The following is a 23,841-nucleotide window of genomic DNA, read 5'->3' as shown; positions in this document are numbered from 1 at the left end:
TCTTCTGGCGGCTGGCCACGGCGCTCGCGCTCACCTGGCTGCTGACCGCCCCCACCCCCGCGACCGCCGACAGCTGCGCGTACGCGTCCATCGGGGAGGGCGACGGCGGTACGGCCGTGGCCGTCAGCGGTGACGGCAGCTGCTTCGCCGGCCCGGTGCCGGAGCCCGCTCCGACGCCCACGCCGAAACCGAAGCCGCCCCCGCCACCACCGCCTCCGCCGCCCCCGAAACCGGCACCACCACCGCCGCCTCCGCCGCCCCCTCCACCGCCACCCCCCGCACCCGCGCCGCCGCCTCCTCCGCCACCGCCCCCTCCCCCGCCGCCGGCCCCGAAGCCCAAGCCCAAGCCGAGCCCTTCGCCGTCGGTACGGCCCTCGCCTTCCGTCCACGTCGCACTCCCCGCCTACCGCAAACCGGCGCGGAAGCCGCCGCAGCGTCACACCTCCCTGGTCACGCTCACCTTGATGATCACGGCCCCCGGGGTGTTCGCCGTCGCGGTGCTGCGCCCCCGTTCCCGATGAATCCCGGAGACGCCCATGTCGGAATGGCTCGTACTCACGCTCGCCATGGTCGCGGCCACTGCCGTCGTCCTGACCATCGCCGTCCTCAGTAACCGCAGACTCCCGGAGGACGACGACCCGTCCGAAACCCCCGACGTCATCGAGTACATGACGATGATGATCGGAGTGATCTACGCGATCGTGCTGGGCCTCGCCATCGCGGGCGTATGGGAGGGCCGGGGCGCGGCGCAGGAGTACGTACGCCAGGAGGCCCAGGCCCTCCACGAGGTGAGCGCGCGCTCCGCCGTCTATCCGCAGGAGGTGCGCACCCGCATCCGGGCCGACGTCGACGCGTACGTGAGCTATGTGGTGCACGACGAGTGGCGGACCATGACGAAGCACGGGACGCTCGGCGACCGCGGGGCCGAGCTGCTGGACCGGGTGCGCGACGACGTCACGGACTACCGGCCGAAGACGGACCACGAGGGACAGGCGTATCAGCCGCTGGTCGACCAGGTGGCCGCCGCGGACGACGCCCGGAGTGCGCGGGGGCAGAGCGCCGGCGCGACCATGCCCGGGGTGGTGTGGTTCGGGCTGGTCATCGGCGCCCTGGTGACCGTGGGGCTGATCTTCACGCTCCAGATCCGCCGCACCTTCCGGGAACTCCTGCTCGCGGGGCTCTTCAGCGTGCTGATCGCCTTCCTGCTCTTCCTGATCTGGGACTTCGACTCACCCTTCGGACGGGGCTTCTCGGCCACCACCGCCCCCTTCCTCGACCTCTTCCCGGGGGCGGCGGACGGCTAGCCGAGGGCCGGTGCGCCGCCCGGGGGACAGCGGTGCCCCATTCGCCGGACCCCGATCGCGGGCGAAATGCACCACTTCTAGCGTGGGCGGCATTCGAGGTGCATTTCTGACGCTTTGTGGAAATCCGTTCCGCAGCTGCTCCTCGGGGACCCGGAGGATTCACCATGCGCGCAATACGTGTCGCCCCCGTCGCTCTGCTCGGCGCCGCCGCACTCGCCCTGACCGGCCCGGCCGCGACCGCGTACGCGGCGACCGCGGGCGGTCCGTCGGGCGGCGGGAACGGGTACACCGTGACGCCGTCGGTGGTCGCGCCCGGGGGCAAGGTCACCCTGGCGGCCCGGGGTTGCTCCACGACGGCCACGGCCTCCTCGGGGGTGTTCGACACCGTCACCATCCCGGTGAACGGCAGCGCCCAGGCCACCGTCGACTGGGACGCCAAGCCGGGCGCCGCCTATGAGGTGACGTTCATCTGCAACACCTCGCCCAGCTCCACGGCCAAGGTGAATCTCACCGTCAGCGCGGCCACGGGCACGCCCACCACCAGCTCGACCAGCACGGCGGCGGCCACGGCCTCGCCGGCCGGCGTGCAGGGCGGTCTGGGCGGCAGCATCGACAGCGTGAACTCCGGTGAGATCGTGGCGGGCACCGCGCTCGCCGTGGCCGCCGGGGCCGGTGTCGTGTTCTTCGTCCGCCGCCGCAGGGAGAGCCGCTCGCACTGACCGATACGAGCGGATGGGCAACGAGAGTCGCCCCGGGTCCTGTCACAGGACTCGGGGCGACTTCGTTATCGGTCCGGCAGAGGCGTCCTGACGGTCAGGCCGCCCCATGGCCCGTCCTCCGGCGGCGCATGATGTACACGCCTCCGCCGAGGGCCGCCGAGGCGACGAGACCGGCGCCGACGCCCATCTCCGCCGGGGTCGCCGCCATCGAGCCGCCGAGCCCGCCCTGGGCGCCCCGGCTGTCGAGCACGGTGAAGCGGTGGCCCGCCGTCCGGTCGGTGCCGTCGCACCGGACCGTCAGGTTGTACGTGCCGGGCGTCGCGTCGTTGAAGATGCGGACCCGGGCCTGGCCGACCCGGCCGGCCGAGAGGCGGGTGGTGCGGAAGGCGTTGGACGAGACGCTGCCGCCCCGGCCGCAGCCCTCGGCGCTGACCTGCATGGACGCGCCCTGGTGCACGCGCTCGGGGTCGACGGTCACGTTGTTCGGGCCGTTGTTGCGCCCGTTGCCGTTCCCGTTGTTGTTCCCGTTGTTGTTCCCGTTGCCATTGTTGTTGCCGTTGTTGTTGCCGTTGTTCCAGCCGCCCGGGTCGTTCCAGTCGTTCTGGTTGTTGCCGTTGTTCTGATTGTTGTTCTGGTTGTTGTTCTGGTTGTTCCCGACGTCTCCGCCGGCGGTCGCCATCGGGGCGCCAGCCCCGAGGGCGGCGACGGCGGCCGCCGCGACCACCAGAGCGCGTGTAGCACGCATCGTTCCAACCTCCACCGGGAAGCGCCCCGGGGCTCTGTGCACCGGGATGGATCGACGAGAACGCCTCCCATGACGAACCCTCACCAGAACCTTGATCGCCCGCATTTCGGCGCTGCTCCGGACCGGTGATCCGACACGCCGTGCGGAGACACCGGAAGCTGACGGATGCCCAGGTCACGGGCTGTCAGAACTTTTATCCGCGCGCTACTCCGATAAGCATCCGGGTGGTGCGCCGCCACCCGTTCGCCCTTCTCTGATCGCCGCCCGGTGGCACCGCGCCTAGCGTTCTGCTCGTCGCGACGAAGGGAGAACCATGGGCCGGGACAACTGGCGACCGGAACGGATCCGACACTCGCCGTGGGGCGCGCTCGCCCTGGCGGCGCTCTCCGGTCTGGCACTCATGCGCAACGGGGCCGACCTCTCCCCCGGCCCCCCGCAGCCGGTCGCCGCCGCATCGGTGGGCCACCAGAACAACGCCCCCGCCGCCCCCGCCGCGGGCCCGGCCGTCAAGCCGCTCCCGTACGCCCCCGTCGCCCGCGTGGCGATCCCCGACATCCAGGTCGACGCACCGGTCATCGATGTGAATCTCGACCCGGACGGCTGGATCGAGACCCCGCCGCCGGAGGACCCCAACCTGGCCGGCTGGTACCAGAACGGCATCGCCCCCGGACAGACCGGCACCTCCGTCATCGTCGGCCACGTCGACAACAAGGCGGGGCCCGCCGTCTTCTACGGGCTCGGCTCGCTGAAGAAGGGGGACCACATCGAGATCGACCGCAGCGACGACCGGGTGGCGGTCTTCGAGGTGTACGGGGTCGAGGTCTTCGCCAAGAACGACTTCCCCGGCGCCCGGGTGTACGGGGACACCGGGCAGCCGGAGCTGCGGGTCATCACCTGCGGCGGCGGCTACACCAAGGCCAACGGCTACGACGGCAACGTCGTGGTCTTCGCCCGCCTGGTGGAGACCCGCTGACCCTCCCCCGTCAGAGGCGCCGCGGCACCGTGAGCCGGTATCCGTCGTCCAGCAGCTCCGGCAGATACCGGCGCAGCGCGGCCACGCTCTGCGCGCGGTTGCCGCCCGCGTCGTGCGAGAGCACCACGACCCCGGGGCCCGCGCCCTGCCTGACCCGGCGGACGATGGTCTCGGTGCCGGGCACGGTCCAGTCGAGGGTGTCCACAGTCCAGGCCATCGGTTCCATGCCCATGGCGGCGCCGATCTCGAAGGAGCTGCGGTTCCAGGCACCGTAGGGCGCCCGGTACCAGAGCGGCCCGGCGCCGGTGATCCTCTCGATGACCTCGCTGGTACGGCCCAGCTCGTCGGTGATCCCGGCCCGGGAGAGCTTGGTGACCAGGGGGTGCGTCCACGAGTGGTTGCCCACGGTGTGCCCCTCGTCGGAGATCCGGCGGACGAGGTCGCGGTTGTCGTTCGCCATCTCCCCGCAGAGGAAGAACATCGCCCGTACGTCGTGCTCGCGCAGCGTGTCCAGGATGGGCGGGGTGTAGAGCGGGTCGGGGCCGTCGTCGAAGGACAGCACCATGGCCTGCCCGATGTCGGGCAGCTGCTCGAACGGCCGGGTGCGGACCGGCGGGGTCGCGGGTCGGTAGCGGGGCGGCGCCTGTCCCGTCATGGGCCGCAGCCGGTAGGCGAGCGGCCGGCTGCGGAAGGCGGCGGCCGGAGGTCCCGCCGCACCCCCGGCGAGGGGCGCCCGACGGGCCGGGGACGTCACGGGGTCGGCGGCGACGAGCCCCACGGCGGTGGCGGCTCCCAGCCCTGCGGCCAGCCGTAGGACCGTTCTCCGCGGGGGCAGCCTGTGCTCACTCTTCATCCCCCACTGCTCGCACGGCCGTCCCGCCGTCCGCCTCAGCGACACCGGCCGCCGGGGTTTTTGCACCCGGATGGCGGGGAAAGCCCGGCACCCCCGGTGAGCGGGACGCGGCCCCCCGGGAGGCCGGGCCGGAAGCCGTGGGGCGAGCCGATAGCCTCACTGCCGTGACAGATCAGCACTCCCACCAGTTCGAACGTGGCACAGACGGACCCAAGGTGATCGTCGCGGGCCTCGACGGTTCCGAGTCGTCCATGCGCGCGGCGGCCTACGCGGCCGGACTCGCGCGCCGGCAGCGGGCCATGCTGGCGCTGGTGTACGTCCAGCCGGTGCTGGCGGCGGGCGCGGCGCTCGGGGCTCCGGTCGGCGACGCGACCGCCGAGGTGGCCGAGGGCCTGGTGGAGGAGATCCGGCAGTCGACGGCCCGAATGAAGGACATATGGGACGTCCGCTGGGAGTTCCACACCTTCCGGGGCGACCCGTACAACGGTCTGGTGACCGCCGCCGACGAACTCAAGGCGGACGCCGTGGTGGTGGGCGCGTCGGAGTCGGCGGGGCACCGCTTCATCGGCTCGGTGGCCGTCCGCCTGGTGAAGGCCGGCCGCTGGCCGGTCACCGTGGTGCCGTAGCGCCCCCGTCCGGGGTGTCGCCCGACCGTTCACCGCACCATTCGCCGCTCTGAGCGACCGCTCGTCGCACGGGGCGGCGTTTGTCCTGTTCCTCGTGGCCTGAATGCGCTCGTATACGCCAGGTCGGCAGCGAGGCGGGACCTTGGCGGGAAGGGCGTTCACCATGACCACGACGAAGACCGATGAGCGGGCGCTCGCGGAGCTCCAGCGTGAACACGGCCCCGCCCTGTTCCACTTCCTGCTCGGTCTGACCTTCGGCGACCGGCAGCGGGCCGAGGACCTGCTCCAGGAGACGCTGGTGCGGGCCTGGCAGCACCCGGAGGCGTTCGACGGCCCGTACGAGTCGATGCGTCCCTGGCTGTTCACCGTGGCCCGCCGGCTGGCGATCGACGCCCGGCGCTCCCGGCTGGCCCGCCCGGCCGAGGTCAGCGACGTCGGCCTGGAGTGCGCACCGGCGGGGGCCGACACCGCGGAGTCCGCGGTCGCCGCGCTCGATGTGCGCGAGGCGGTGCGCGCCCTGAGCCCGGAGCACCGGTCGGTGCTGGTGCAGATCTACTTCCGGGGGCTGAGCGTGGGCGAGACGGCCGAGGTGCTGGGGATACCGGCGGGCACGGTCAAGTCGCGTTCGCACTACGCGCTGCGGCTGCTTTCCCGTAATCTGCCCGGCTACACGCGCCGCCCGTCACAGGGGCGGACGGTCGTCAGCTCGTGCCTGTGACGTACCCGGTGCGGCGGATCCTGCATTTCCGGCCACGCGGGGCGCGCTCCCCCGGTTCAATGCTGCGTGGGCGATCCGGCCGGGCGGCCCGTCGGCCGTACGGGCCCGAGACCGAGGGAATGGGGCGATACGGGATGCCTCCGGAACGTCATGAGGGGTCCGGCGCGGGCGAGCTGCCGGTCCCGATGGCCTGGATGTACGCGGAGTACCTGGCCGACGAACTGCTGCGCACCGGCGACCTGATGGAGCCGGCGACGCTGGAGTTCCGGGCGGGGCGGGACGCGCTGGCGCTGACCATCTTCCTGCTGGACGGTGCGGTGTCCGGGGCGCTGCCGGCCGCCCGGGTGGACGAGCTGCGGCTGCTCACCGCGTCCGGGACTCCGTGGCGTCACTGGGTGCGCACCCGGCTGGCCGCCCCGGTGGCGGGCGGCACCGAAGCGGATCTGGCGCTGGCCCGGTCGGCCTGGCGGTGGCTGGAGGAGACCGAGCTGCTGGCCGCCGACCTGGAGGCGATCGGGCAACTGCCGCCGTGGGAGCCGGACGAGGGCGCCGAGGAGGGGCCCGAGGAGGAGGCGCAGGTGTGGACGCCTGCCTGGCAGCTGGGCCTGCCGCTGGGGCACCTCGCCGTGCACCTGTACTAGGCCGTTTCCTCCGGATCACCTCGCTGACCAGACGAAGATTCCTGCCAGGTGGAGAGCCGCGAGGTAGATGGTGGCGGTCTTGTCATAGCGGGTGGCCAGGCCCCGCCATTGTTTGATCTTGTTGATGCACCGCTCGACCGTGTTCCGCTGTTTGTACGCTTCGCGTGCGAACGTCGGAGGGCGCCCATCACGGCTGCCAAGCCGCTTGCGATTCGCTGCTTGGTCGACGGGCTGAGGGATCACCGCCCGGATCCCGCGATGTCGCAGGTAGGTGCGGATCGCGCGAGACGAATACGCTTTGTCCGCGAGGACCGCGGTGGGCGTTGTTCGGGGTCTGCCGACCGGCCGAGGGACCCGGATCCCCATCATCACGTCCGGGAATGCAGGGGCGTCACCAGCCTGGCCGGGGGTAATTACGAAGGCCAGCGGGCGACATCGGCTGTCGGCCGCCAGGTGGATCTTCGTTGTCAGCCCACCAAGAGACCGCCCCAGTGCATGATGGTCGGGTTCCTCGACCGAGGCCCCTTTTTACGCGCCCCGGCCGCGTGCTGGTGAGCACGAACGACCGTGGAGTCCACCGCGACGACCCAGTCCAGATCGCCCTCGGCATCAGCCTGGGAGAGGAGGTTCGTGAAGACCCTTTTCCAGGTGCCGTCAGATGCCCATTTCCGCAGCCTGTTGTGGACGCCCTTCCACGAACCGAAGTGCTCAGGCAGGTCCATCCAGGGAATCCCGGTGCGGTACTTGAACGCGATCGCGTCGATCACCTGCCGGTGGTCCCGCCACCGCCCGCCCCGCCTCGGCGTCCGATCCGGCAGCAACGGCTCGATCCGGGCCCACTGCGCGTCACTCAACGACATGCCCCAACGAACGACTTGCCTCCGCAGAAGCAACGGCCGCCCGCCGTAACGGTCAGCCGGGCCGCAGTACCTGATCAGGCTCTGCGGAAGCAGCCGCAGCGTGTTCTGCGAAGTCCTCGTTGCCGAGCGCCAGGCCCACTTGGACGCCGTGTACCGCGGCGGGTACGACTCGAAACTGCCGAGGCTCGGGCGACTCGATGAGTTCCTGGTAGTAGACGGGGTCAAGGCCACTCACGTCCTCCCAGACGGTCGACAGAGCCAGCAACGCCCGCACCGGCGACTGCATCGTGTCGCGGTCAGCGAGGAAAACGACACTCAGCTCCTCATCCACCACGGCGGCAAGAACCTCGTCGGCCGTTGCTCCTGACCAAGCAGGCGCATCGACCAGCTGCACTGCTGCGGCAAACTCACCGCCTGGTCCCCACGGCCGGTGCAACTCCCCCACCACCGCGTTCCACGCCTCGTCATCGCTGAAGTCGGTCCTGATGACGAGAACGTCGAACAAGTCGCGTCCGATCTCAGGCAGCACTCGCTCAAGGTTCTCCGGCAACGTCATGCCCAGGACTATCCCACCCCGCACTGACAACCAGCTCCTGCGGGAGTGATCCAGAAGAAACGGCCTAGGCGCGCACCGCTCAGGACCCGTGCACCCCCGCGCGGTACTTCGGCAGCCGCACGGTGATCCGCATCCCGGCCCCGATGCCCGTCTCGATGACGAGCCCGTACTCGTCCCCGTACACCTGGCGGAGCCGTTCGTCCACGTTGAGCAGGCCGATGCCGGTCGAGCGGCCGCCCTCGCCGCGCAGGATGTGGCGCAGCCGCTGGGGGTCCATGCCGGTGCCGTCGTCCTCGATGACGACCTCCGCCTCGGAGCCGGCGTCCAGGGCGCTGATGGTGATGCGGCTGGAGGTGACGGCGCCTTCGAGGCCGTGTTTGACGGCGTTCTCGACGAGCGGCTGGAGGCAGAGGAAGGGCAGGGCGACGGGCAGCACCTCGGGGGCGACTTGGAGGGTGACGGAGAGCCGTTCACCGAAGCGGGCCCGGACCAGGGCGAGGTACTGGTCGATGGAGTGCAGTTCGTCCGCGAGGGTGGTGAAGTCGCCGTGGCTGCGGAACGAGTAGCGGGTGAAGTCCGCGAACTCCAGGAGCAGTTCGCGGGCCTGCTCCGGGTCGGTGCGGACGAAGGACGCGATGGCGGCCAGTGAGTTGAAGATGAAGTGCGGGGAGATCTGGGCGCGCAGGGCCCTGATCTCGGCCTCGATGAGCTGGGTGCGGGAGCGGTCGAGTTCGGCCAGTTCCAGCTGGACGCAGACCCAGCGGGCGACCTCGCCCGCGGCCCGGGCCAGGACGGCAGATTCGCGCGGAGCGTAGGCGACGAGGGTGCCGAGAACGCGGTGGTCGACGGTCAGCGGCACGGCGACGGCCCACTTCAGCGGGCAGTCCAGGTCCTCGCAGCCGCTGTGGAAGGCGGTGTCGCGGCCGGTCTCCAGGACCCCCGCGACCTGCTCCATGACGTCCCGGCCGTGGTGGTCGCCCTCGCCGTCCCAGACGAGGACCCCGTCCCGGTCGGTGAGGCACAGCGCGTCGGTGCCGAGGAGTGAGCGCAGCCGGCGCGCCGAGCGGCGGGCGCTGTCCTCGGTGAGCCCGGCGCGGAGCGGGGGCGCGGCCAGGGACGCGGTGTGCAGGGTCTCGAAGGTGGCGTGCTCGACGGGCGTGCCGACGTCGCTGGTGCGCACGGGCCGGGCCGTGCGGCGGCCGAGCAGGAGGCCCCCGCCGAACAGCAGGAGCGCGAGCACGACGACGGCGGCGTAGCCGGCCCCGGTCACCGGTGCCTCCCGGTGGTGAGCGCTTCGGGCAGGTGGAAGCGGGTCATGGCGGCGTTGGTGCCGGGCGGTATCCGGCTCGGCGTGGCCAGCGAGACCAGGATCATGGCGAGGAAGCCGACCGGCACGGACCAGACGGCGGGCCAGGCGAGCAGGGCGTGCGGCCAGCCGGGCGGGCGCACCGCGCCGCTGACCGTGATGGCGACGGAGAGCAGCGCGGAGCCGCCGCCGAGAAGCAGCCCGGCCACCGCCCCGGGCGGGGTGAGCCGGCGCCACCAGATGCCGAGGACGAGCAGCGGGCAGAAGGAGGACGCGGAGACGGCGAAGGCCATGCCCACGGAGTCGGCGACGGGGACCCGGCTGACCATCAGTGAGCCGGCCAGGGGCACGGAGATGGCGAGGACGGTGGCCAGCCGGAAGTGCCGGACCCCGCGCGAGGGCAGCACGTCCTGGGTGATGACCCCGGCGACGGCCATGGTGAGCCCGGACGCGGTGGAGAGGAACGCGGCGAACGCGCCGCCCGCGACGAGCGCCCCGAGCAGATCGCCGCCGAGTCCGCCGATGACCCGGCCGGGCAGCAGGAGCACGGCGGCGTCCGCGTCTCCGCCGTGGATCAGCTCGGGGGCGTACAGCCGGCCCAGCGCGCCGTAGACGGGCGGCAGGAGGTAGAAGACGCCGATGAGGGCGAGGACGGCGACGGTGGTGCGGCGGGCGTCGCGGCCGTTGGGGCTGGTGTAGAAGCGGACGACGACGTGCGGCAGGCCCATGGTGCCGAGGAAGGTGGCGACGATGAGGCCGTAGGTCGCGTACAGCGGGTGGTCGGCACGGAACGCGGAGAGGTGTTCGTCGAAGGTGATGCGGGGCTGTCCGTCGCCCTGCCAGGCCAGCACCAGGAAGATCGCGGGGACGAGGAGCGCGGTCAGCTTCAGCCAGTACTGGAAGACCTGGACGAAGGTGATCGAGCGCATCCCGCCGGCCGCGACGGCCAGCACGACGACGGAGGCGACGAGCACGTCGCCGAGCCAGCCGGGCGCCCCGGTGAGGATCTTGAGGGTGAGTCCGGCGCCCTGGAGCTGGGGCACCAGGTAGAGCCAGCCGGCGCCGACGACGAGGACGCTGACGAGTCTGCGTACCTGCCGGGATTCCAGGCGGCCTTCGGCGAAGTCGGGCAGGGTGTACGCCCCCGAGCGGCGCAGCGGGGCGGCGACGAAGACCAGCAGGACGAGATAGCCGGCGGTGTAGCCGACCGGGTACCAGAGCATGTCGGGCCCGTGCACGAGGACCAGGCCCGCGATGCCGAGGAAGGAGGCGGCGGAGAGGTATTCGCCGCTGATGGCGGCCGCGTTGAGCCGGGGGCGCACGGTGCGCGAGGCCACGTAGAAGTCGGAGGTGGTGCGGGAGATCCGCAGTCCGAAGCCGCCGACGAGGACGGTGGCCAGGACGACGACAGCGACGGCCGCCACCGCGTACGTACGGCTCACGGGGCGGAGCGGCCTTCCACGAGCCGGGCGAAGTCCCTCTCGTTGCGCTCGGCGCGGCGCACGTACCACCAGGCGAGCACGGTGAGCGGTGGGTAGGCGGCGAAGCCGAGGACCGCCCAGACGACGGCGGAGCTGTGCAGCGCCTCGAAGACGAGGGGCAGGGTGCCCACGACGGCGGCGAGGACCGCGAAGGCGGTGAGCCCGGCCCGCAACTGCCCCCGCATCAGCGAGCGGACGTAGGCGCCGCCGAGCGCGGTCTGCTCTTCGATCTCCGACTGGGTGCGGTAGCGGGGCAGCGGGCGCACCCGCCGGGGCTCCCCCGTCACCACTTCGCGCCGGGGTGTGGGCTCTGCGGACATGGGGCCGGAGTGTAGGCGGCACCCGGCCCCGCTGGGAAGGGGTTCGCAGGGCGGTAGCCGCTGGTCAGCGGCCGGTCCGCCGCATCAGCAGATCGCGCAGCGCGCGGGTGTGGCGGCGGCTGACGGCGAGCTCCGCGGTGCCGATGCGGACGCTCATGCTGCCGGCGTCCAGGCGCAGTTCGTCGATGCGGCCGAGGGCCACGAGGTGGCGGCGGTGGATACGGACGAAGCCGCGGGTGCGCCAGCGCTCCTCCAGGGTGGTCAGGGGGACGCGGACGAGGTGGCTGCCGGTGGCGGTGTGCAGCCGGGCGTAGTCGCCCTGGGCCTCGGCGTACGCGATGTCGTCGACCGGGATGAAGCGGATGACGCCGCCCAGTTCGACGGCTATCTGGTCCTGCGCGGTGTCGTGGACGACGGGCGCCGAACGGTCCTGGACCTGCTCGGCGACGCGTCGTACGGCCTCGGCAAGGCGTTCGCGGCGGACCGGTTTCAGGACGTAGTCGACGGCCTTGAGGTCGAAGGCGTGCACGGCGAAGCCCTCGTGGGCGGTGACGAAGACGATGAGCGGCGGCGCGGCGAACCCGGCGAGGAGCTGCGCGACGTCGAGCCCGGTGAGCCCGGCCATGTGGATGTCGAGGAAGACCACGTCGATGGCGGACGGATCGTCGGGCCCCGCGTCGACGGCGCTCCCGATGCGGCGCAGCGCCTCGGTGGCCCCGGTGGCCCCCTCCGCGCTGTGGATGCGGGGGTCGGCGCGCAGGAGGTAGAGCAGTTCCTCCAGGGCGGGTTCTTCGTCGTCGACGGCGAGTACGCGGAGCATGAGGCCGGAGTGTAAGGCGTGCCCCGCGCATCGCGCCCCTACTTGAGCAGCCTGGACAGGCGGCGGTCCGCGAGCGGTTTGCCTCCGGTCTGGCAGGTCGGGCAGTACTGGAGCGATGAGTCGCTGAAGGAGACCTCGCGGATGGTGTCCCCGCAGACCGGGCACGCCTGGCCGGTGCGCCCGTGGACGCGCATCGCGCTCTTCTTCTCGGCCTTGAGGCGTCCTGCCTCGACGCCGCCGGACCGGGCGACTGCGTCCTCCAGGGTGGTGCGCATGGCCTCGTGGAGGCGGGTGATCTCGTCTTCGGTGAGGTTCGCGGTGAGCTTGAACGGCGACATCTTGGCGACGTGCAGGATCTCGTCGCTGTACGCGTTGCCGATGCCGGCGATGAGCGACTGGTCGCGCAGGGCGCCCTTGATCTGGCGGCGTTCCCCGTCGAGCAGGGCGGCGAACGCGTCCCGGTCGAATTCCGGGCCGAGCGGGTCGGGTCCGAGGCGGGCGATTCCGGGGACCTCGGCCGGGTCGTGCACGAGGTGGACGGCGAGGCGTTTGGTGGTGCCGGCCTCGGTCAGGTCGAAGCCGTCGCCGCCGGTGAGGACGGTACGCAGCGCCAGCGGGCCCTTGCCGGGGCGCGGCGGGGTGTCCGGGAAGGCGTCGTTCCAGCGGAGCCAGCCGGCCCGGGCGAGGTGGGTGATCAGGTGGAGCGGGCCGACGCCGATGTCGAGGAACTTGCCGTGCCGCCGTACGTCGGTGACCGTGCCGCCGTGCAGGGCGGTGAGCGGCGGGTCGTACGTCTTGAGGACGCTGATGGCGACGGGCAGGACGCGGTCGATCTCCTTGCCGACGAGGTGGTCGTCGAGGAAGAGCCGCAGGGCTTCGACTTCCGGCAGTTCGGGCATGGTCCAAGACTGCCGCAGCCGGGCCCTGGACGCCTACCGAAGGCCGTACACGCGTTCGGCGGTGGTGGCGAGCACGGCGGCCCGCTCGTCGTCGCTGAGGTCCTGGATCAGGGTGCGGGCGGTGTCCAGGACCTCGGTGTACGTGGCGGCGAGGCGGCACACCGGCCAGTCGGAGCCGAACATGAGCCGCCCGGGCCCGAAGGCGTCGATGACGGTCTCCGCGTACGGGCGCAGGTCGTCCGGCGTCCAGCTGCCCCAGTCCGCTTCGGTGACGAGTCCGGAGAGCTTGCAGACGGTGTTGGGGAGGGCGGCGAGGGCCCGCAGTTCGTCGGCCCAGGGCCGGGTGCGCCCGGTGGCGACGGGCGGCTTCCCGGCGTGGTCGAGCACGAGGACGAGCCCCGGGAGCGCGGCGGCGGCCCGGGTCGCGGCGGGCAGTTGGTGCGGGAGGATCACCAGGTCGTAGACGAGCCCGGCGTCGGCCACGGCGGCCAGACCGCGCAGCACATCGGGCCGCAGCAGCCACTCGGGGTCCGGTTCGCCCTGGACCTGGTGGCGGAGCCCGACAAGCCGGTCGCCGCCGGGGAGTTCGCGCAGGGCGGCCAGGGTGTCGGCGATGTCCGGTGCGGTGAGGTCGGTCCAGCCGACGACCCCGGCGACCAGTCCGCCGCGGCCGGCGAGCGCCAGGAACTCCGGCGTCTCCTCGGCCACGGTGACGGTCTGCACGAGCACGGTGGCGGCGACCCCGGCCGCGCGGGCCTCGGGCTCCAGGTCGGCGAGGGTGAAGTCGCGGCGCAGGGGGGCCAGCGCCTCACCGGTGATCCAGCCCTGGTCGCGTACCGCGAGGTCCCACACATGGTGGTGGGCGTCCACGACGCGGGGTAGGGCGGTCATCTCACAGCTCCCAGACGACGGGCAGCCCGGCTTCGGCGCCCTCGGCGGAGTAGTCGTGGGCCACGTCGAGGAGGCCGTCCATCCGGGCCTGCCAGGCGACGTTGACGGGCAGCTGCTCCAGTTCGGCGAGGAGGCGTGCGTAGTCGTCGCACTCGATGAGGTGGAAGAGGTCGGTGCCGCTGCGCCAGATCGTCCAGGAGCCGGCACCTGCCGCGCGGATCGCCCGGGTCAGCTCCGGCGGGACCTCGCGGTGGGCGGTCTCATACGCGGCGATGCGGTCGGCGCGGACCTTGGTGTGCAGGGCGATGCGCATGTCAGTGTCCGTTCCCGGGCAGCAGGCCCTGGTCGCGCAGGTCGTCCCAGAGGGCCTCGGGGATCTCCCGGTTCAGCTGTACGGCGGCGTCACGCACCTCGTCCGGGGAGCGGGTGCCGACGAGTACCCCGGCGACGGCCGGGTGGGTCAGCGGGTACCGCAGGGCGGCGGCGCGCAGCGGGACTCCATGGGCCTCGGTGACGCCCCTCAGCCGGAGGGCGCGGTCGAGGAGGTTGATCGGGGCGGCGGCGTAGTCGTAGGTGGCGCCGGGGCGCGGGTCGGCGAGGAGGCCGGAGTTGAAGACCCCGCCGACGACGACGCTCCGGCCGCGCGCGGCGGCGGCCGGCAGCAGGTCGGTGAGGGCCGACTGGTCGAGCAGGGTGAACCGGCCGGCGCACAGGACGACGTCGACGTCGGTGTCGCGGACGAAGCGGGTGAGCATCGCGGTCTGGTTCATCCCGGCGCCGATCGCCCCGACGACCCCTTCGGCGCGCAGCTTCTCCAGTTCCGGATACGCCTCGCGGAAGGCGGGTTCGGCGTGGTCGTCGGGGTCGTGGAGGTAGGTGATGTCGATGCGGTCGAGGCCCAGGCGGTCGAGGCTGTCCTCGATGCTGCGGCGGACGCCGGCCGCGCTGAAGTCCCAGCGGCGGCGGTGCGTGGCGCGTACGGCGAAGCCCTCGGAGAGCCCTTCGGACGCGGCGGTCTCCTCGGGGGGCAGTGGGTCGAGGACGCGGCCGACCTTGGTGGAGAGCGTGTACGCGTCGCGGGGGCGGGCGCGCAGGGCCTCCCCGAGGCGGCGTTCGGAGAGGCCGAGCCCGTAGTGCGGGGCGGTGTCGAAGTAGCGGATGCCCGCGTCCCAGGCGGCGTCGACGGTGGCCGCCGCCCGTCCCGGTTCCACTTCGCTGAAGAGGTTGCCGATGGCGGCCGCGCCGAAGGAGAGTTCGGTGATCTCGACCGCACTGCCGCCCAGCCTGCCGCGCCGCATCCTGTCGTCGCCCTCCCCGATGATCGCTGCCACACAGCGAATATTCATCGGATCACTTGGGCGCGTCAACACTCCTGCGACCACCAATTGCAGCGATCAGGGGCCGACCTGTCCGATCTATGCCTTGATCACCTCTGCGAGGAGCGCTTCCAGCTCCTCGTCGGCGCAGCGCGCGAGGCCGTCCAGGCCCGGCAGCGCCTTGCCGTCGCCCACGATGCCGATGTGCACGCGCGAGCCGTACGTCGTCAGCGCGACGGCCATCGACTGCCCCCGGGCCAGCGGCGCCATCGGGTACAGGGCGCTCAGCGGGCAGCCGGCCAGCGAGAGGCGCGAGCGCGGCAGGGGCACGCTGGTGACCAGGACGTCGAACAGCATCCGGGCCGCGTTCCCGGCGAGCGGGGCGCCGAAACGGTGGGCCAGCGACGGCAGCTGATCGGCCAGCACGGCGACCGCCCCGGCACCCCGCAGCGGGCCCGCGGCCTTGTTGCGGTCCATCGCCTCGCGTACCGCGCGCAGCCGCTCCCGGGGGTCCGGCTCCGACACGGGGAGGTCCAGGAGGTAGGCGGAGAGCCGGTTGCCGGTGGCCACGGCCGCGCCGCCCGGCCGCCGCCGGGAGACCGGGACCAGGGCACGCGGGTCGTCGCGCGGCGGGGTCTCGCCGCGCTCCAGCATCCAGCGCCGCAGCGCACCCGCCACGACGGCGAGCAGCACATCGTTCCCGGTGCCCCCGGTCACGCGGCGGACGCGTCGCACCGCGTCCAGGTCGAGGTCGGCCGTGGCGAGCCGCCGGGTCCCGCTGGAGCCGGCCCGGAGCACCGGTGCGCCGCGCGGGTCGAGACGGCCGGCCCGGACCAGCGAGGCGCCGACCCCGAAGGCGCGGCCCAGGTCCTCGATCCGGCCGAGGGCCAGCCCGGCGACCTGGCGCGGGCCCGGCATCCAGGACCTGGGTGGGACCGGGCGCGGCCGGGCGGAGGGGCGGGGGCGGGTGGTCGCGGAGGCGATCTCGTCGAAGATCCCGGCCCCGATGGTGACCGCCCGCATGCCGTCGGCGAGCGCGTGGTGGAGCTTGACGAGCACGGCGAACGGGCCGCCGTCCGGTGCGTCGATGAGGTACATCTCCCAGGGCGGCAGGCCCCGGCGGAGCGGCCGCTCCATCAGTTCGCCGGCGAGCCGGGTGGCGGCCTCCATGAAGCCCGCGCCGCCGGGCGCCGTGGCCTCGGCGGGCAGCCGTACGCGCCGGACGTGGCGGTGCACGTCGAACTCCGGGTCGGTGGACCAGGCCGCGCCGCCGACCGGCAGCAGCACGTCGCGTACCCGCATGCGCAGCCGGGGGATCGCGGCGGCGCGGGCGCCGAGGAGGTCGAGGAGCGCTTCGGGGCCGGGGTCCGCGCCGGGGGGCGGTGCGAAGACGGCGAGCGCGCCGAGGTGCATGGGGTGGGCAGCGGACTCGAGGTGCCAGAAGGCGAGATCGAGGGGTGCCAGTAGCTCAGTGCCCAACGGGTCCTCATGTCGTCGAAGACGGGAGACCGACCAGATCGCAGTCAATCTCCGGTGGTCCATCACGGTCAAGTACAGACACGTTACGTTCAGTTACATTCTCATTGCGCGCAACTTTTCGGCCGGACGGACGAGGGGCGGGCGAGAACCAGTCGGTAAGTCATTCGCGTGGCGGGACGACGAATTCGCTCCAGACGCACTTGCCGGTGCCCCGGGACTCGACGCCCCAGGCGTCCGCGAGCTGGTCGACCAGCAGCAGGCCGCGTCCGGAGACCCCTGCCTCGCCGGCCTCCCGGCGGCGCGGCAGGGCGCTCGACCGGTCCTCGACGTCGACCCGGAGCCGCCGCTCGGGACCGGTGAGGACCCGGATCGTGACGATGGCGCCGCCGTCGGTGTGCATCAGGGCGTTGGTGACCAGCTCGTCGGCGGCCAGCTCGACCTCGTCGGCCCGGTCCTTGGCGCCCCAGGCCCGGACCGCCGCGCGGATCATGTGGCGGGCCGAGCTGAGCGCCTCGGGGTCGTTCTGGGCGACGTGCTGCTGGAGCCGGCCGCCCGGCTGCGGGGCCTGGGCGGCCTTGCGGCGCAGGAGCAGGAGGGCCACGTCGTCCTCGCCGCCGCGCTCGTCCACGGAGGCGCAGAGGCGGTCGGCGAGCTGGTCGAGGTCCTGCGGGCCGTTGGTGACGAGGGCGGTGAGCCGCTGGGTGCCCTCGTCCAGGTCGGCGCCAGGGAGTTCCACCAGTCCGTCGGTGAAGAGCACCATGGTCTGGCCGGGGTCCAGCTCGACGGTGCTGACCGGGTATTCGAGCCGGCCGAATTCGGCGGAGAGCCCGAGCGGCAGCCCGCCCTCGGACGGCACCCTGCGGCAGCCGCCGTCGGCGTCGCGGACGAGCGGGTCGACATGTCCGGCGCGGACCAGCTGGACCACGCCGGTGGTCAGGTCCGCCTCGGCATAGGTGCAGGTCGCGAACCGGTCGGTGTCGAGTTCGTGCAGGAAGACGGAGGCCCGTGCCATGACCGTGGCGGGGCTGTGCCCCTCGGCGGCGTACGCGCGCAGCACGATGCGGAGCTGGCCCATCACGGCGGCCGCGTGGGTGTCGTGGCCCTGGACGTCCCCGATGACGGCGCCGACCCGGCCGCCGGGCAGCGGGATGACGTCGTACCAGTCGCCGCCGATGTCCCGGCCGAGCCGGGCCGAGCGGTATCGCACGGCGATCTGGGCGCCGGGCACGTCGGGGATCCGGCGCGGCAGCATGGCCTGCTGGAGTCCTTCGGCGAGGTCGTGCTCCTGTTCGTAGAGCATGGCGCGCTGGAGGCTCTGGGCGATGGAGCTGCCGAGGGCGAGGAGCAGGTTCCGCTCATCGGCGGTGAAGCCGTCCTTGCCGCTGTAGAGGAGGCCGAGCGCGCCGATGGGACGGGCCTGGGCGATCAGCGGGAGGTAGGCGGCGGAGGTGATCCCGAGGTGGCTGATGTGCGGCCACAGGACGGGGTAGGAGGCGGCGAAGTCCTCGGCCGACTCGATGAAGCGGGGGCCGAGCGTCCGGACGACCTCGCTCATCGGGTACTGCTCGTCCGTCCGGGTGTACCGGGTGCCGGGCACGAACGACCCCTCGGGCCCGTCGGCCACCAGATGGATGCGCCCCGCCTCGATGAGCCCCATGACCAGGCTGGTCGCGCCGAGCAGGGCCAGGCCCTCGGAGTTCTTCAGGACCTCGATGACGTCCTTGACGGTACGGGCGTGGGCCAGGGCGGCCGTGGTGGCGTCGACCAGGCTGGTGCGGCGGCGCAGCTCCTCGTCCAGCTCGCGGCGGGCGGCGGACTCGGCGAGCTCCGGGCCGGCGTCCCTGACGATGCCGATGATCCGGCGGGGGCGGCCGCTTTCGTCACGGTGTACGAAGCCCTGGGTGTGCCCCCAGCGCAGGGTGCCGTCGCGCGACTGGAGGCGGAAGTACGCCCCGTAGTTGCTGCGGCCGCTCTTCAGCGCCTCCGAGACCATGGCGTCCAGCCGGACGCCCTCGTCGGGCGGCACGCGCAGCCCGAGCGTCTCGGGCCGGTTGTCGTATTCCTCGGCCCTCATGTCGAACACGTCGAGGGCGGGCCGGTCCAAGTGCAAGAGGCCGCTGTCGAGGTCCCAGTCGAAGCTGCCCATTCGGTTCAGGGCGAGGCTGAGATCCGGGTGGGCGGGCCAGTCGTCCGGGAGTGACAGGGCACCCGCTACCCGATCATCCATGTGCGTCACTCTGCCACCATTTGTCCGATTCTTCGACTGAACCGTCCATTTGGTGAACGTGCGATAGGACACATCTACGGAGCGTGCCGGAGGGCGGCATCACAAGGATTCCCGGCACACCGGCACGGGAGGAAGGCCCGAATACCGCCCAGTAACGCCGCCCCGCCCCGAAAGCGGGCCCGAGCAGGGGCTAACGTGTGCGAGGGGTCGACTAAGCCTTGCCTTACCAACCGGCCCCGCTTCTGCTCGCCCGTTCGAAGGAACAGCTCGCCATGACACGCCCCGTCCGCGTCGCCATCGTCGGAGCCGGTCCCGCCGGCATCTACGCGGCGGACGCGCTGCTCAAATCCGACGCGGCCGCCGATCCGGGCGTCTCCATCGACCTCTTCGAGCGGATGCCCGCCCCCTTCGGCCTGATCCGCTACGGCGTGGCGCCCGACCACCCGCGTATCAAGGGCATCGTGCAGGCGCTGCACCAGGTCCTGGACAAGCCGCAGCTGCGCCTGTTCGGCAACGTCGACTACCCGAACGACCTGGACCTCGACGAGCTGCGCACCTTCTACGACGCGGTGATCTTCTCCACCGGCGCCGACGCGGACCGCGCGCTCGACATCCCGGGCCACGACCTGGACGGCTCCTACGGGGCCGCCGACTTCGTCTCCTGGTACGACGGCCACCCGGACGTCCCGCGCACCTGGCCGCTGGAGGCCGAGAAGGTCGCCGTGCTGGGCGTCGGGAACGTCGCCCTGGACGTGGCCCGCATCCTCGCGAAGACCGCCGACGAGCTGCTGCCGACGGAGATCCCCGCCAACGTCCACGAGGGCCTGAAGGCGAACAAGGCGCTGGAGGTGCACGTCTTCGGACGGCGCGGCCCGGCCCAGGCGAAGTTCAGCCCGATGGAGCTGCGCGAGCTGGACCACTCGCCCAACATCGAGGTCATCGTCAACCCCGAGGACATCGACTACGACGAGGGCTCGATCGAGACCCGGCGCGGGAACAAGCAGGCCAACATGGTCGCCTCCACGCTGGAGAACTGGGCGATCCGCGACGTCGGCGACCGGCCGCACAAGCTCTTCCTGCACTTCTTCGAGTCCCCCGTCGAGATCACCGGCGAGGACGGCCGGGTCACCGGCCTGCGCACCGAGCGCACGGAGCTGGACGGCACCGGCAACGTGCGCGGCACCGGCGCCTTCAACGAGTGGGACGTCCAGAGCGTCTACCGGGCGGTCGGCTACTACTCGCGCGAGCTGCCGAAGCTGCCGTTCGACATCGCGTCCGGCACGGTCCCGCACGCCGCGGGCCGGGTCCTCGAAGGCGACGAGCCGATGGAGTCGGTGTACGTCACCGGCTGGATCAAGCGGGGCCCGGTCGGCCTGATCGGCCACACCAAGGGCGACGCCAACGAGACGGTCGCCTGCCTGCTGGAGGACCACGCCGCCGGGCGGCTGCCCGCCCCGGCGCGGCCCGAGCCGGAGGCCGTCACCGCATTCCTGGAGGAGCGCGGCATCCGCTACACCACCCGTGAGGGCTGGTACCGCCTCGACGCGCACGAGCGCGCCCTCGGGGCCGAGCAGGACCGCGAGCGCGTCAAGGTCGTGGAGCGCGAGGCGATGCTGGACGCCTCGGAGACCGGCCGCTGACACCACGGCGACGGCCCCGCACCTCCCGGAAGGGGTGTGCGGGGCCGTCGCCCTGAGGGGGGTCTGCGGGGTCAGCGACCCTGGAGCGCCTTCACGTTGTCGCCGAAGGTCCAGTTCTTCGATCCGTCCCAGTTCAGCGACCAGGTCATGAGGCCCTTGAGGCTGTTGCCGTAGTGGTTCCACGCCTGGGAGACGAGGCCGGTCGACATGTGGCCGCCGCCCGCGCCGGGCTGGGCCGGCAGACCGGGCACCTGCTTGTCGTAGGGCACCCGGATCGTGGTGCCCTGGATGGTCAGGCCCTTGTCGAGGCAGTCGGTCTGCGCGGTGAAGCCCTCCACGGTGCCGGCGGAGTACGAGTCGCCGGAGCAGCCGTACATGCTGCCGTTGTAGTACTGCATGTTCAGCCACCAGAGCCGGCCATTGTCCGCGTACTTCTTGACGATCGGGAGGTACGCGCCCCAGATCGAGCCGTACACGACGCTACCGCCGGTGACGTAGGCCGTCTCGGGTGCCATCGTCAGGCCGAAGTTGGACGGCATCTTCGCGAGTACGCCGTCGATGATGCGGATCAGGTTGGACTGCGAGGCGGACAGCTGGCCGATGTTGCCGGTGCCCGTCAGGCCGGTCTCGATGTCGATGTCGATTCCGTCGAAGTTGTACTTCTTCAGGATCGGCACGACCGTGTCCACGAAGCGGTCGGCGACGGCGGTGGAGCTGAGGTCGATGCCGGCGGTGGCGCCGCCGATCGACAGGAGGGTGGTGAGCCCGGACGCCTTCGCCTGGCACATCTCGGCCGGGGTCGGCACCTTGACGGTCGAGTCCATCCCGTCCTCCCAAAGGACCGTGCCGTCCGAGAGGATGACCGGGAAGGCCGCGTTGATCACGTTGTAGCCGTGCTGCGGAATGCGGCTGTCGGTGACGGGGATCCAGCCCAGCGGCGGGTGCACCCCGTTGGACGCGCCGTCCCAGTTCTCCCAGTAGCCCTGGAGCACCTTGCCCGCGGGCTTCGACTTGACCGCACAGGTGTCCTCCTGCGCGGAGCTCGGCGTCGCGCCGACGAGCATCTGCACGATGCACGCCGCCGCCAGGCCGACCCCCAGCAGACGTGATGTGCGACCGAACATGGCGGGACCTCTTCCTGAAGTGGCATGCCCCTGACAACACGCAAGCGGAATCGTGAACGCCGCCCAACGTAAAGTGGTCCAGACCTTCCGTCAATAGGTCTGGACCAAAGTGGGACCGGTGTGCTTCATGGGGAGGCGTGCGCGTTACGGGACCGCTCGCGCACCCGGTCCGGATATTTCTCGGTGAACCGGACGGCCAGCACCAGCAGGACCACCGGGATGATCCAGTTGTACCAGTCGCGCCCCGACGAGGTGTGCAGCGCGAGGAGGCCCAGCAGGGCGGTGGCCGCGAAGACCGCGCCCCACAGCAGCGTCAGCACCCGGTTGACGTGGCGGAACACCGGCGAACCCCACACCTCCCGGGGCGTCGACTCACGTGCGTACTGCTCGGTGAACGGGACGAACGCCAGCGAACCGAGCGCCACCACGGCGATCACGCCGCTGGACAGCACCTGGGCGTACCTCTCGACCCAGTCCAGGTCCTGACGGTCCAGGAACAGTGCCAGGACGCTCAGCAACGCGAAGAAGACGATGCCGGTGACCTCCAGGATCTTGAAGGAACCCCGGCGCATGTCCGGCAGGTTGAGCACCACGGCGGCCACCAGGCCGGCCAGGGCGGCGTACTCCCAGGTACTGGGAGAGGCGACGACGACGAAGATGATCCAGGGCGCGAACGCGAAGAACAGGTTCCCCGTCCGCCGCCCGGAGCGGGTTTCGGTTTCGGACACCGGACACCTCCGAAGGTGTGGCCCGGCGCGGCGATCTGCCGCGTCTTCCATGGTGGGCCCGGGGACGGCCCCTCGCACTCCGCGACCGCGTTGCGGCGGTCCTGGGCCGGGGATTCAATGAGGAGTCAGCCCGGCCCGCATCCGGGTGCGCCCCCACGTCCCGGCAAGGGAGGCCGCCATGGCCGCACATGCCGCACACGCCTTCGACCCGAGCCGGGTCGTCCACCTCTCGGGGCGCTTCGCCCCCGTGACCGAGGAGGTCGACGAGGCGGACCTGGAGGTAACGGGCTCACTGCCCGGCGAGCTGGACGGGGTGTTCCTGCGCAACGGCCCCAATCCGCGCTTCACGCCGATCGGTTCGTACCTCTACCCGATCGACGGCGACGGCATGCTGCACGGCGTATGGATGTCCGGCGGCCGGGCCCGCTACCGCAACCGGTTCGTCCGGACACCCGCCGTGGTCGCCGAGGAGCGGGCGGGGCGGGCGCTGTGGGGCGGCATCGAGTCGATGATCCTGCCGCAGGAGCCGGACGTCGGTCCCGAGCTGGCCGGCACCTTCCGCGACATGCCGGACATCAACGTGGTGCGCCACGCGGGACGGCTCCTGGCGCTCGCCGAGTCGGACTGCCCGTTCCTCATGACGCCCGACCTGGCGACCGTCGGCAAGGAGACGTTCGGCGGGGCGCTGCCGGCCGGCATCACCGCGCACCCGAAGACGGACCCGGTCACGGGCGAGATGCTTGTCTTCTGCTACGGCCTGGAGCCGCCCTACCTCACCTGGTCCGCGATCGGTCCCCTGGGCGACGTGCTCCGGGGCCCCACCCCCGTGGAGGGGGTCGACGAGCCGATGATGATCCACGACATGGCGATCACCCCGCGCTTCCTGGTGATCGTGCTGGCACCGGTGTTCTTCGACATCGCGGCGGCCATGAACGGCGGCTCGATGATCGACTGGCGCCCCGAACGCGGCACCCGGCTCGCCCTGATCCCGCGCGACGGCGGCCCGGTGCGCTGGGCGTCGGACGACGCTTTCTGGCTGTGGCACACCGTCAACGCCTTCGACACCGAGCCCGGCGGCGGCGATGTGGTGCTGGACTACGTGCAGTGGACCCGGCTGTCCATGGGCGCGCCCGCCGAGGGCGCGGGGCCCAACCACGCGGGCCTGGTGCGCGCGGTCATCGATCCCGTCGCGGGCACGATGCGCCGGACCGTCCTGGACGACGTCCGGATGGAGCTCCCCCGCACCGACGACCGGCTGATCGGCAGGCGCCACCGCCAGCTGGCCGTGGCCTCGGACTCCGGCAGCCTGGATCTGCTGCCGGGCGAGTACGACACCCTGCGCTGGTACGACGGCAACGACCCCTCCGGCCCTCATGTGGCCTGGCGGGCCGGGGACCTGTCGGTGGGCGAGCCGGTCTTCGCGCCCGTCCCCGGCACCGGGCCGGGTGAGGGCGGTTACTGGATGACGTACGCCACCGACCGCACCGATGAGACCAGTTGGTTGCTCATCATCCCGTCCGAGGACCCGGCGTCGGGCCCGGTGGCCCGGGTGCGCATCCCGGTCCGCGTCCCCCTGGGCCTCCACGGCAACTGGCTGCCGACCGAGGAATGAGGC

General features: G+C 72.0%; 24 protein-coding genes. 8 read left to right on the top strand and 16 right to left on the bottom strand.

The annotated features are described in order from the left end of the window. Positions 1-536 precede the first annotated feature (536 nt). Entirely contained in the window at positions 537-1,304 is a 768-nt protein-coding gene (locus ACIQZN_RS02180; RefSeq protein ID WP_403987084.1) for a hypothetical protein, read from the top strand. Between the two features lie 164 nt (positions 1,305-1,468). Further along, on the top strand, positions 1,469-2,023 hold the full coding sequence (locus ACIQZN_RS02175; protein ID WP_403987081.1) for a hypothetical protein: 555 nt from the start codon (positions 1,469-1,471) through the stop codon (positions 2,021-2,023). Positions 2,024-2,117: 94 nt separating this feature from the next. Here the strand turns inward: ACIQZN_RS02175 and ACIQZN_RS02170 are convergent, their stop codons facing one another. After that, on the bottom strand, positions 2,118-2,768 hold the full coding sequence (locus ACIQZN_RS02170) for a hypothetical protein (RefSeq protein ID WP_403987078.1): 651 nt from the start codon (positions 2,766-2,768) through the stop codon (positions 2,118-2,120). Positions 2,769-3,081: 313 nt separating this feature from the next. Here ACIQZN_RS02170 and ACIQZN_RS02165 point away from each other — a divergent pair, with 313 nt between their 5' ends. Further along, positions 3,082-3,741, top strand: coding sequence for a class F sortase (locus ACIQZN_RS02165; protein ID WP_403987075.1), 660 nt, complete (start codon positions 3,082-3,084; stop codon positions 3,739-3,741). A 10-nt stretch (positions 3,742-3,751) separates the two neighbouring features. On the opposite strand, the gene ACIQZN_RS02160 is transcribed toward ACIQZN_RS02165, so the two are convergent. Next, on the bottom strand, positions 3,752-4,594 hold the full coding sequence (locus ACIQZN_RS02160) for a polysaccharide deacetylase family protein (protein ID WP_403987072.1): 843 nt from the start codon (positions 4,592-4,594) through the stop codon (positions 3,752-3,754). Between the two features lie 164 nt (positions 4,595-4,758). On the opposite strand from ACIQZN_RS02160, the gene ACIQZN_RS02155 reads away from it, so the two are divergent. The 3 genes from ACIQZN_RS02155 to ACIQZN_RS02145 all read left to right on the top strand — a co-directional run bounded on the left by ACIQZN_RS02155 (position 4,759) and on the right by ACIQZN_RS02145 (position 6,579). Beyond that, positions 4,759-5,220 (top strand): universal stress protein, encoded by a 462-nt coding sequence (locus tag ACIQZN_RS02155; RefSeq protein ID WP_026171102.1) that lies wholly within the window; start codon positions 4,759-4,761, stop codon positions 5,218-5,220. 163 nt (positions 5,221-5,383) lie between these two features. Continuing rightward, a complete protein-coding gene (locus ACIQZN_RS02150; RefSeq protein ID WP_403987069.1) occupies positions 5,384-5,938 on the top strand; it encodes a sigma-70 family RNA polymerase sigma factor in 555 nt (184 codons plus the stop codon). Between the two features lie 134 nt (positions 5,939-6,072). Beyond that, positions 6,073-6,579, top strand: a complete 507-nt coding sequence (locus ACIQZN_RS02145) for a hypothetical protein (protein WP_403987066.1) — start codon at positions 6,073-6,075, stop codon at positions 6,577-6,579. A 15-nt stretch (positions 6,580-6,594) separates the two neighbouring features. On the opposite strand, the gene ACIQZN_RS02140 is transcribed toward ACIQZN_RS02145, so the two are convergent. The 12 genes from ACIQZN_RS02140 to ACIQZN_RS02085 all read right to left on the bottom strand — a co-directional run bounded on the left by ACIQZN_RS02140 (position 6,595) and on the right by ACIQZN_RS02085 (position 18,734). Then, positions 6,595-7,439, bottom strand: a protein-coding gene (locus tag ACIQZN_RS02140; protein WP_403987063.1) for an IS5 family transposase whose coding sequence is annotated in 2 segments (ribosomal slippage) — positions 6,595-7,106 and positions 7,106-7,439 — 846 coding nt in all. Because the reading frame shifts where the segments join, the coding sequence is not laid out codon by codon here. 52 nt (positions 7,440-7,491) lie between these two features. Further along, the gene (locus ACIQZN_RS02135; protein WP_403987060.1) at positions 7,492-7,995 is read right to left on the bottom strand and encodes a DUF6924 domain-containing protein; all 504 of its coding nucleotides are present in this window, start codon (positions 7,993-7,995) and stop codon (positions 7,492-7,494) included. Between the two features lie 79 nt (positions 7,996-8,074). Next, complete coding sequence (locus ACIQZN_RS02130) at positions 8,075-9,265, bottom strand: sensor histidine kinase (RefSeq protein WP_403987057.1); 1,191 nt, start codon at positions 9,263-9,265, stop codon at positions 8,075-8,077. Next, a complete protein-coding gene (locus tag ACIQZN_RS02125; RefSeq protein ID WP_161212748.1) occupies positions 9,262-10,743 on the bottom strand; it encodes a cation acetate symporter in 1,482 nt (493 codons plus the stop codon). Before ACIQZN_RS02125 ends, ACIQZN_RS02130 begins: the two co-directional genes overlap by 4 nt. After that, on the bottom strand, positions 10,740-11,102 hold the full coding sequence (locus ACIQZN_RS02120) for a hypothetical protein (RefSeq protein ID WP_403987052.1): 363 nt from the start codon (positions 11,100-11,102) through the stop codon (positions 10,740-10,742). Before ACIQZN_RS02120 ends, ACIQZN_RS02125 begins: the two co-directional genes overlap by 4 nt. A gap of 64 nt (positions 11,103-11,166) precedes the next feature. After that, positions 11,167-11,922: a LytR/AlgR family response regulator transcription factor gene (locus ACIQZN_RS02115; protein ID WP_403987049.1), complete on the bottom strand. Its 756-nt coding sequence runs from the start codon at positions 11,920-11,922 to the stop codon at positions 11,167-11,169. Positions 11,923-11,960: 38 nt separating this feature from the next. Next, the gene (locus ACIQZN_RS02110) at positions 11,961-12,821 is read right to left on the bottom strand and encodes an Fpg/Nei family DNA glycosylase (protein WP_403987046.1); all 861 of its coding nucleotides are present in this window, start codon (positions 12,819-12,821) and stop codon (positions 11,961-11,963) included. A 33-nt stretch (positions 12,822-12,854) separates the two neighbouring features. Beyond that, complete coding sequence (locus ACIQZN_RS02105; RefSeq protein ID WP_403987043.1) at positions 12,855-13,712, bottom strand: amidohydrolase family protein; 858 nt, start codon at positions 13,710-13,712, stop codon at positions 12,855-12,857. A 1-nt stretch (position 13,713) separates the two neighbouring features. Further along, positions 13,714-14,025, bottom strand: a complete 312-nt coding sequence (locus tag ACIQZN_RS02100) for an L-rhamnose mutarotase (protein ID WP_403987040.1) — start codon at positions 14,023-14,025, stop codon at positions 13,714-13,716. Position 14,026: 1 nt separating this feature from the next. Beyond that, the gene (locus ACIQZN_RS02095) at positions 14,027-15,010 is read right to left on the bottom strand and encodes an aldo/keto reductase (protein ID WP_403987392.1); all 984 of its coding nucleotides are present in this window, start codon (positions 15,008-15,010) and stop codon (positions 14,027-14,029) included. Positions 15,011-15,127: 117 nt separating this feature from the next. Then, positions 15,128-16,507, bottom strand: coding sequence for a wax ester/triacylglycerol synthase family O-acyltransferase (locus ACIQZN_RS02090; protein WP_403987037.1), 1,380 nt, complete (start codon positions 16,505-16,507; stop codon positions 15,128-15,130). 160 nt (positions 16,508-16,667) lie between these two features. Further along, complete coding sequence (locus ACIQZN_RS02085; protein WP_403987035.1) at positions 16,668-18,734, bottom strand: SpoIIE family protein phosphatase; 2,067 nt, start codon at positions 18,732-18,734, stop codon at positions 16,668-16,670. A 272-nt stretch (positions 18,735-19,006) separates the two neighbouring features. Here ACIQZN_RS02085 and ACIQZN_RS02080 point away from each other — a divergent pair, with 272 nt between their 5' ends. Then, complete coding sequence (locus ACIQZN_RS02080; protein WP_403987032.1) at positions 19,007-20,374, top strand: FAD-dependent oxidoreductase; 1,368 nt, start codon at positions 19,007-19,009, stop codon at positions 20,372-20,374. Positions 20,375-20,445: 71 nt separating this feature from the next. On the opposite strand, the gene ACIQZN_RS02075 is transcribed toward ACIQZN_RS02080, so the two are convergent. Both ACIQZN_RS02075 and ACIQZN_RS02070 read right to left on the bottom strand, forming a co-directional pair. After that, positions 20,446-21,498 (bottom strand): chitinase, encoded by a 1,053-nt coding sequence (locus tag ACIQZN_RS02075; RefSeq protein WP_403987029.1) that lies wholly within the window; start codon positions 21,496-21,498, stop codon positions 20,446-20,448. 125 nt (positions 21,499-21,623) lie between these two features. Further along, complete coding sequence (locus ACIQZN_RS02070; RefSeq protein ID WP_403987026.1) at positions 21,624-22,226, bottom strand: hypothetical protein; 603 nt, start codon at positions 22,224-22,226, stop codon at positions 21,624-21,626. A gap of 178 nt (positions 22,227-22,404) precedes the next feature. On the opposite strand from ACIQZN_RS02070, the gene ACIQZN_RS02065 reads away from it, so the two are divergent. Beyond that, a complete protein-coding gene (locus ACIQZN_RS02065; RefSeq protein ID WP_403987023.1) occupies positions 22,405-23,838 on the top strand; it encodes a carotenoid oxygenase family protein in 1,434 nt (477 codons plus the stop codon). The last annotated feature ends 3 nt before the right edge of the window (positions 23,839-23,841 follow it).

The organism is Streptomyces sp. NPDC097595, from assembly GCF_044761525.1.
GTDB classification, from domain to species: domain Bacteria; phylum Actinomycetota; class Actinomycetes; order Streptomycetales; family Streptomycetaceae; genus Streptomyces; species Streptomyces drozdowiczii_A.
The sequence above is the reverse complement of the archived record's forward strand: the minus strand, read 5'-3'. Positions and strand labels throughout refer to the sequence as shown.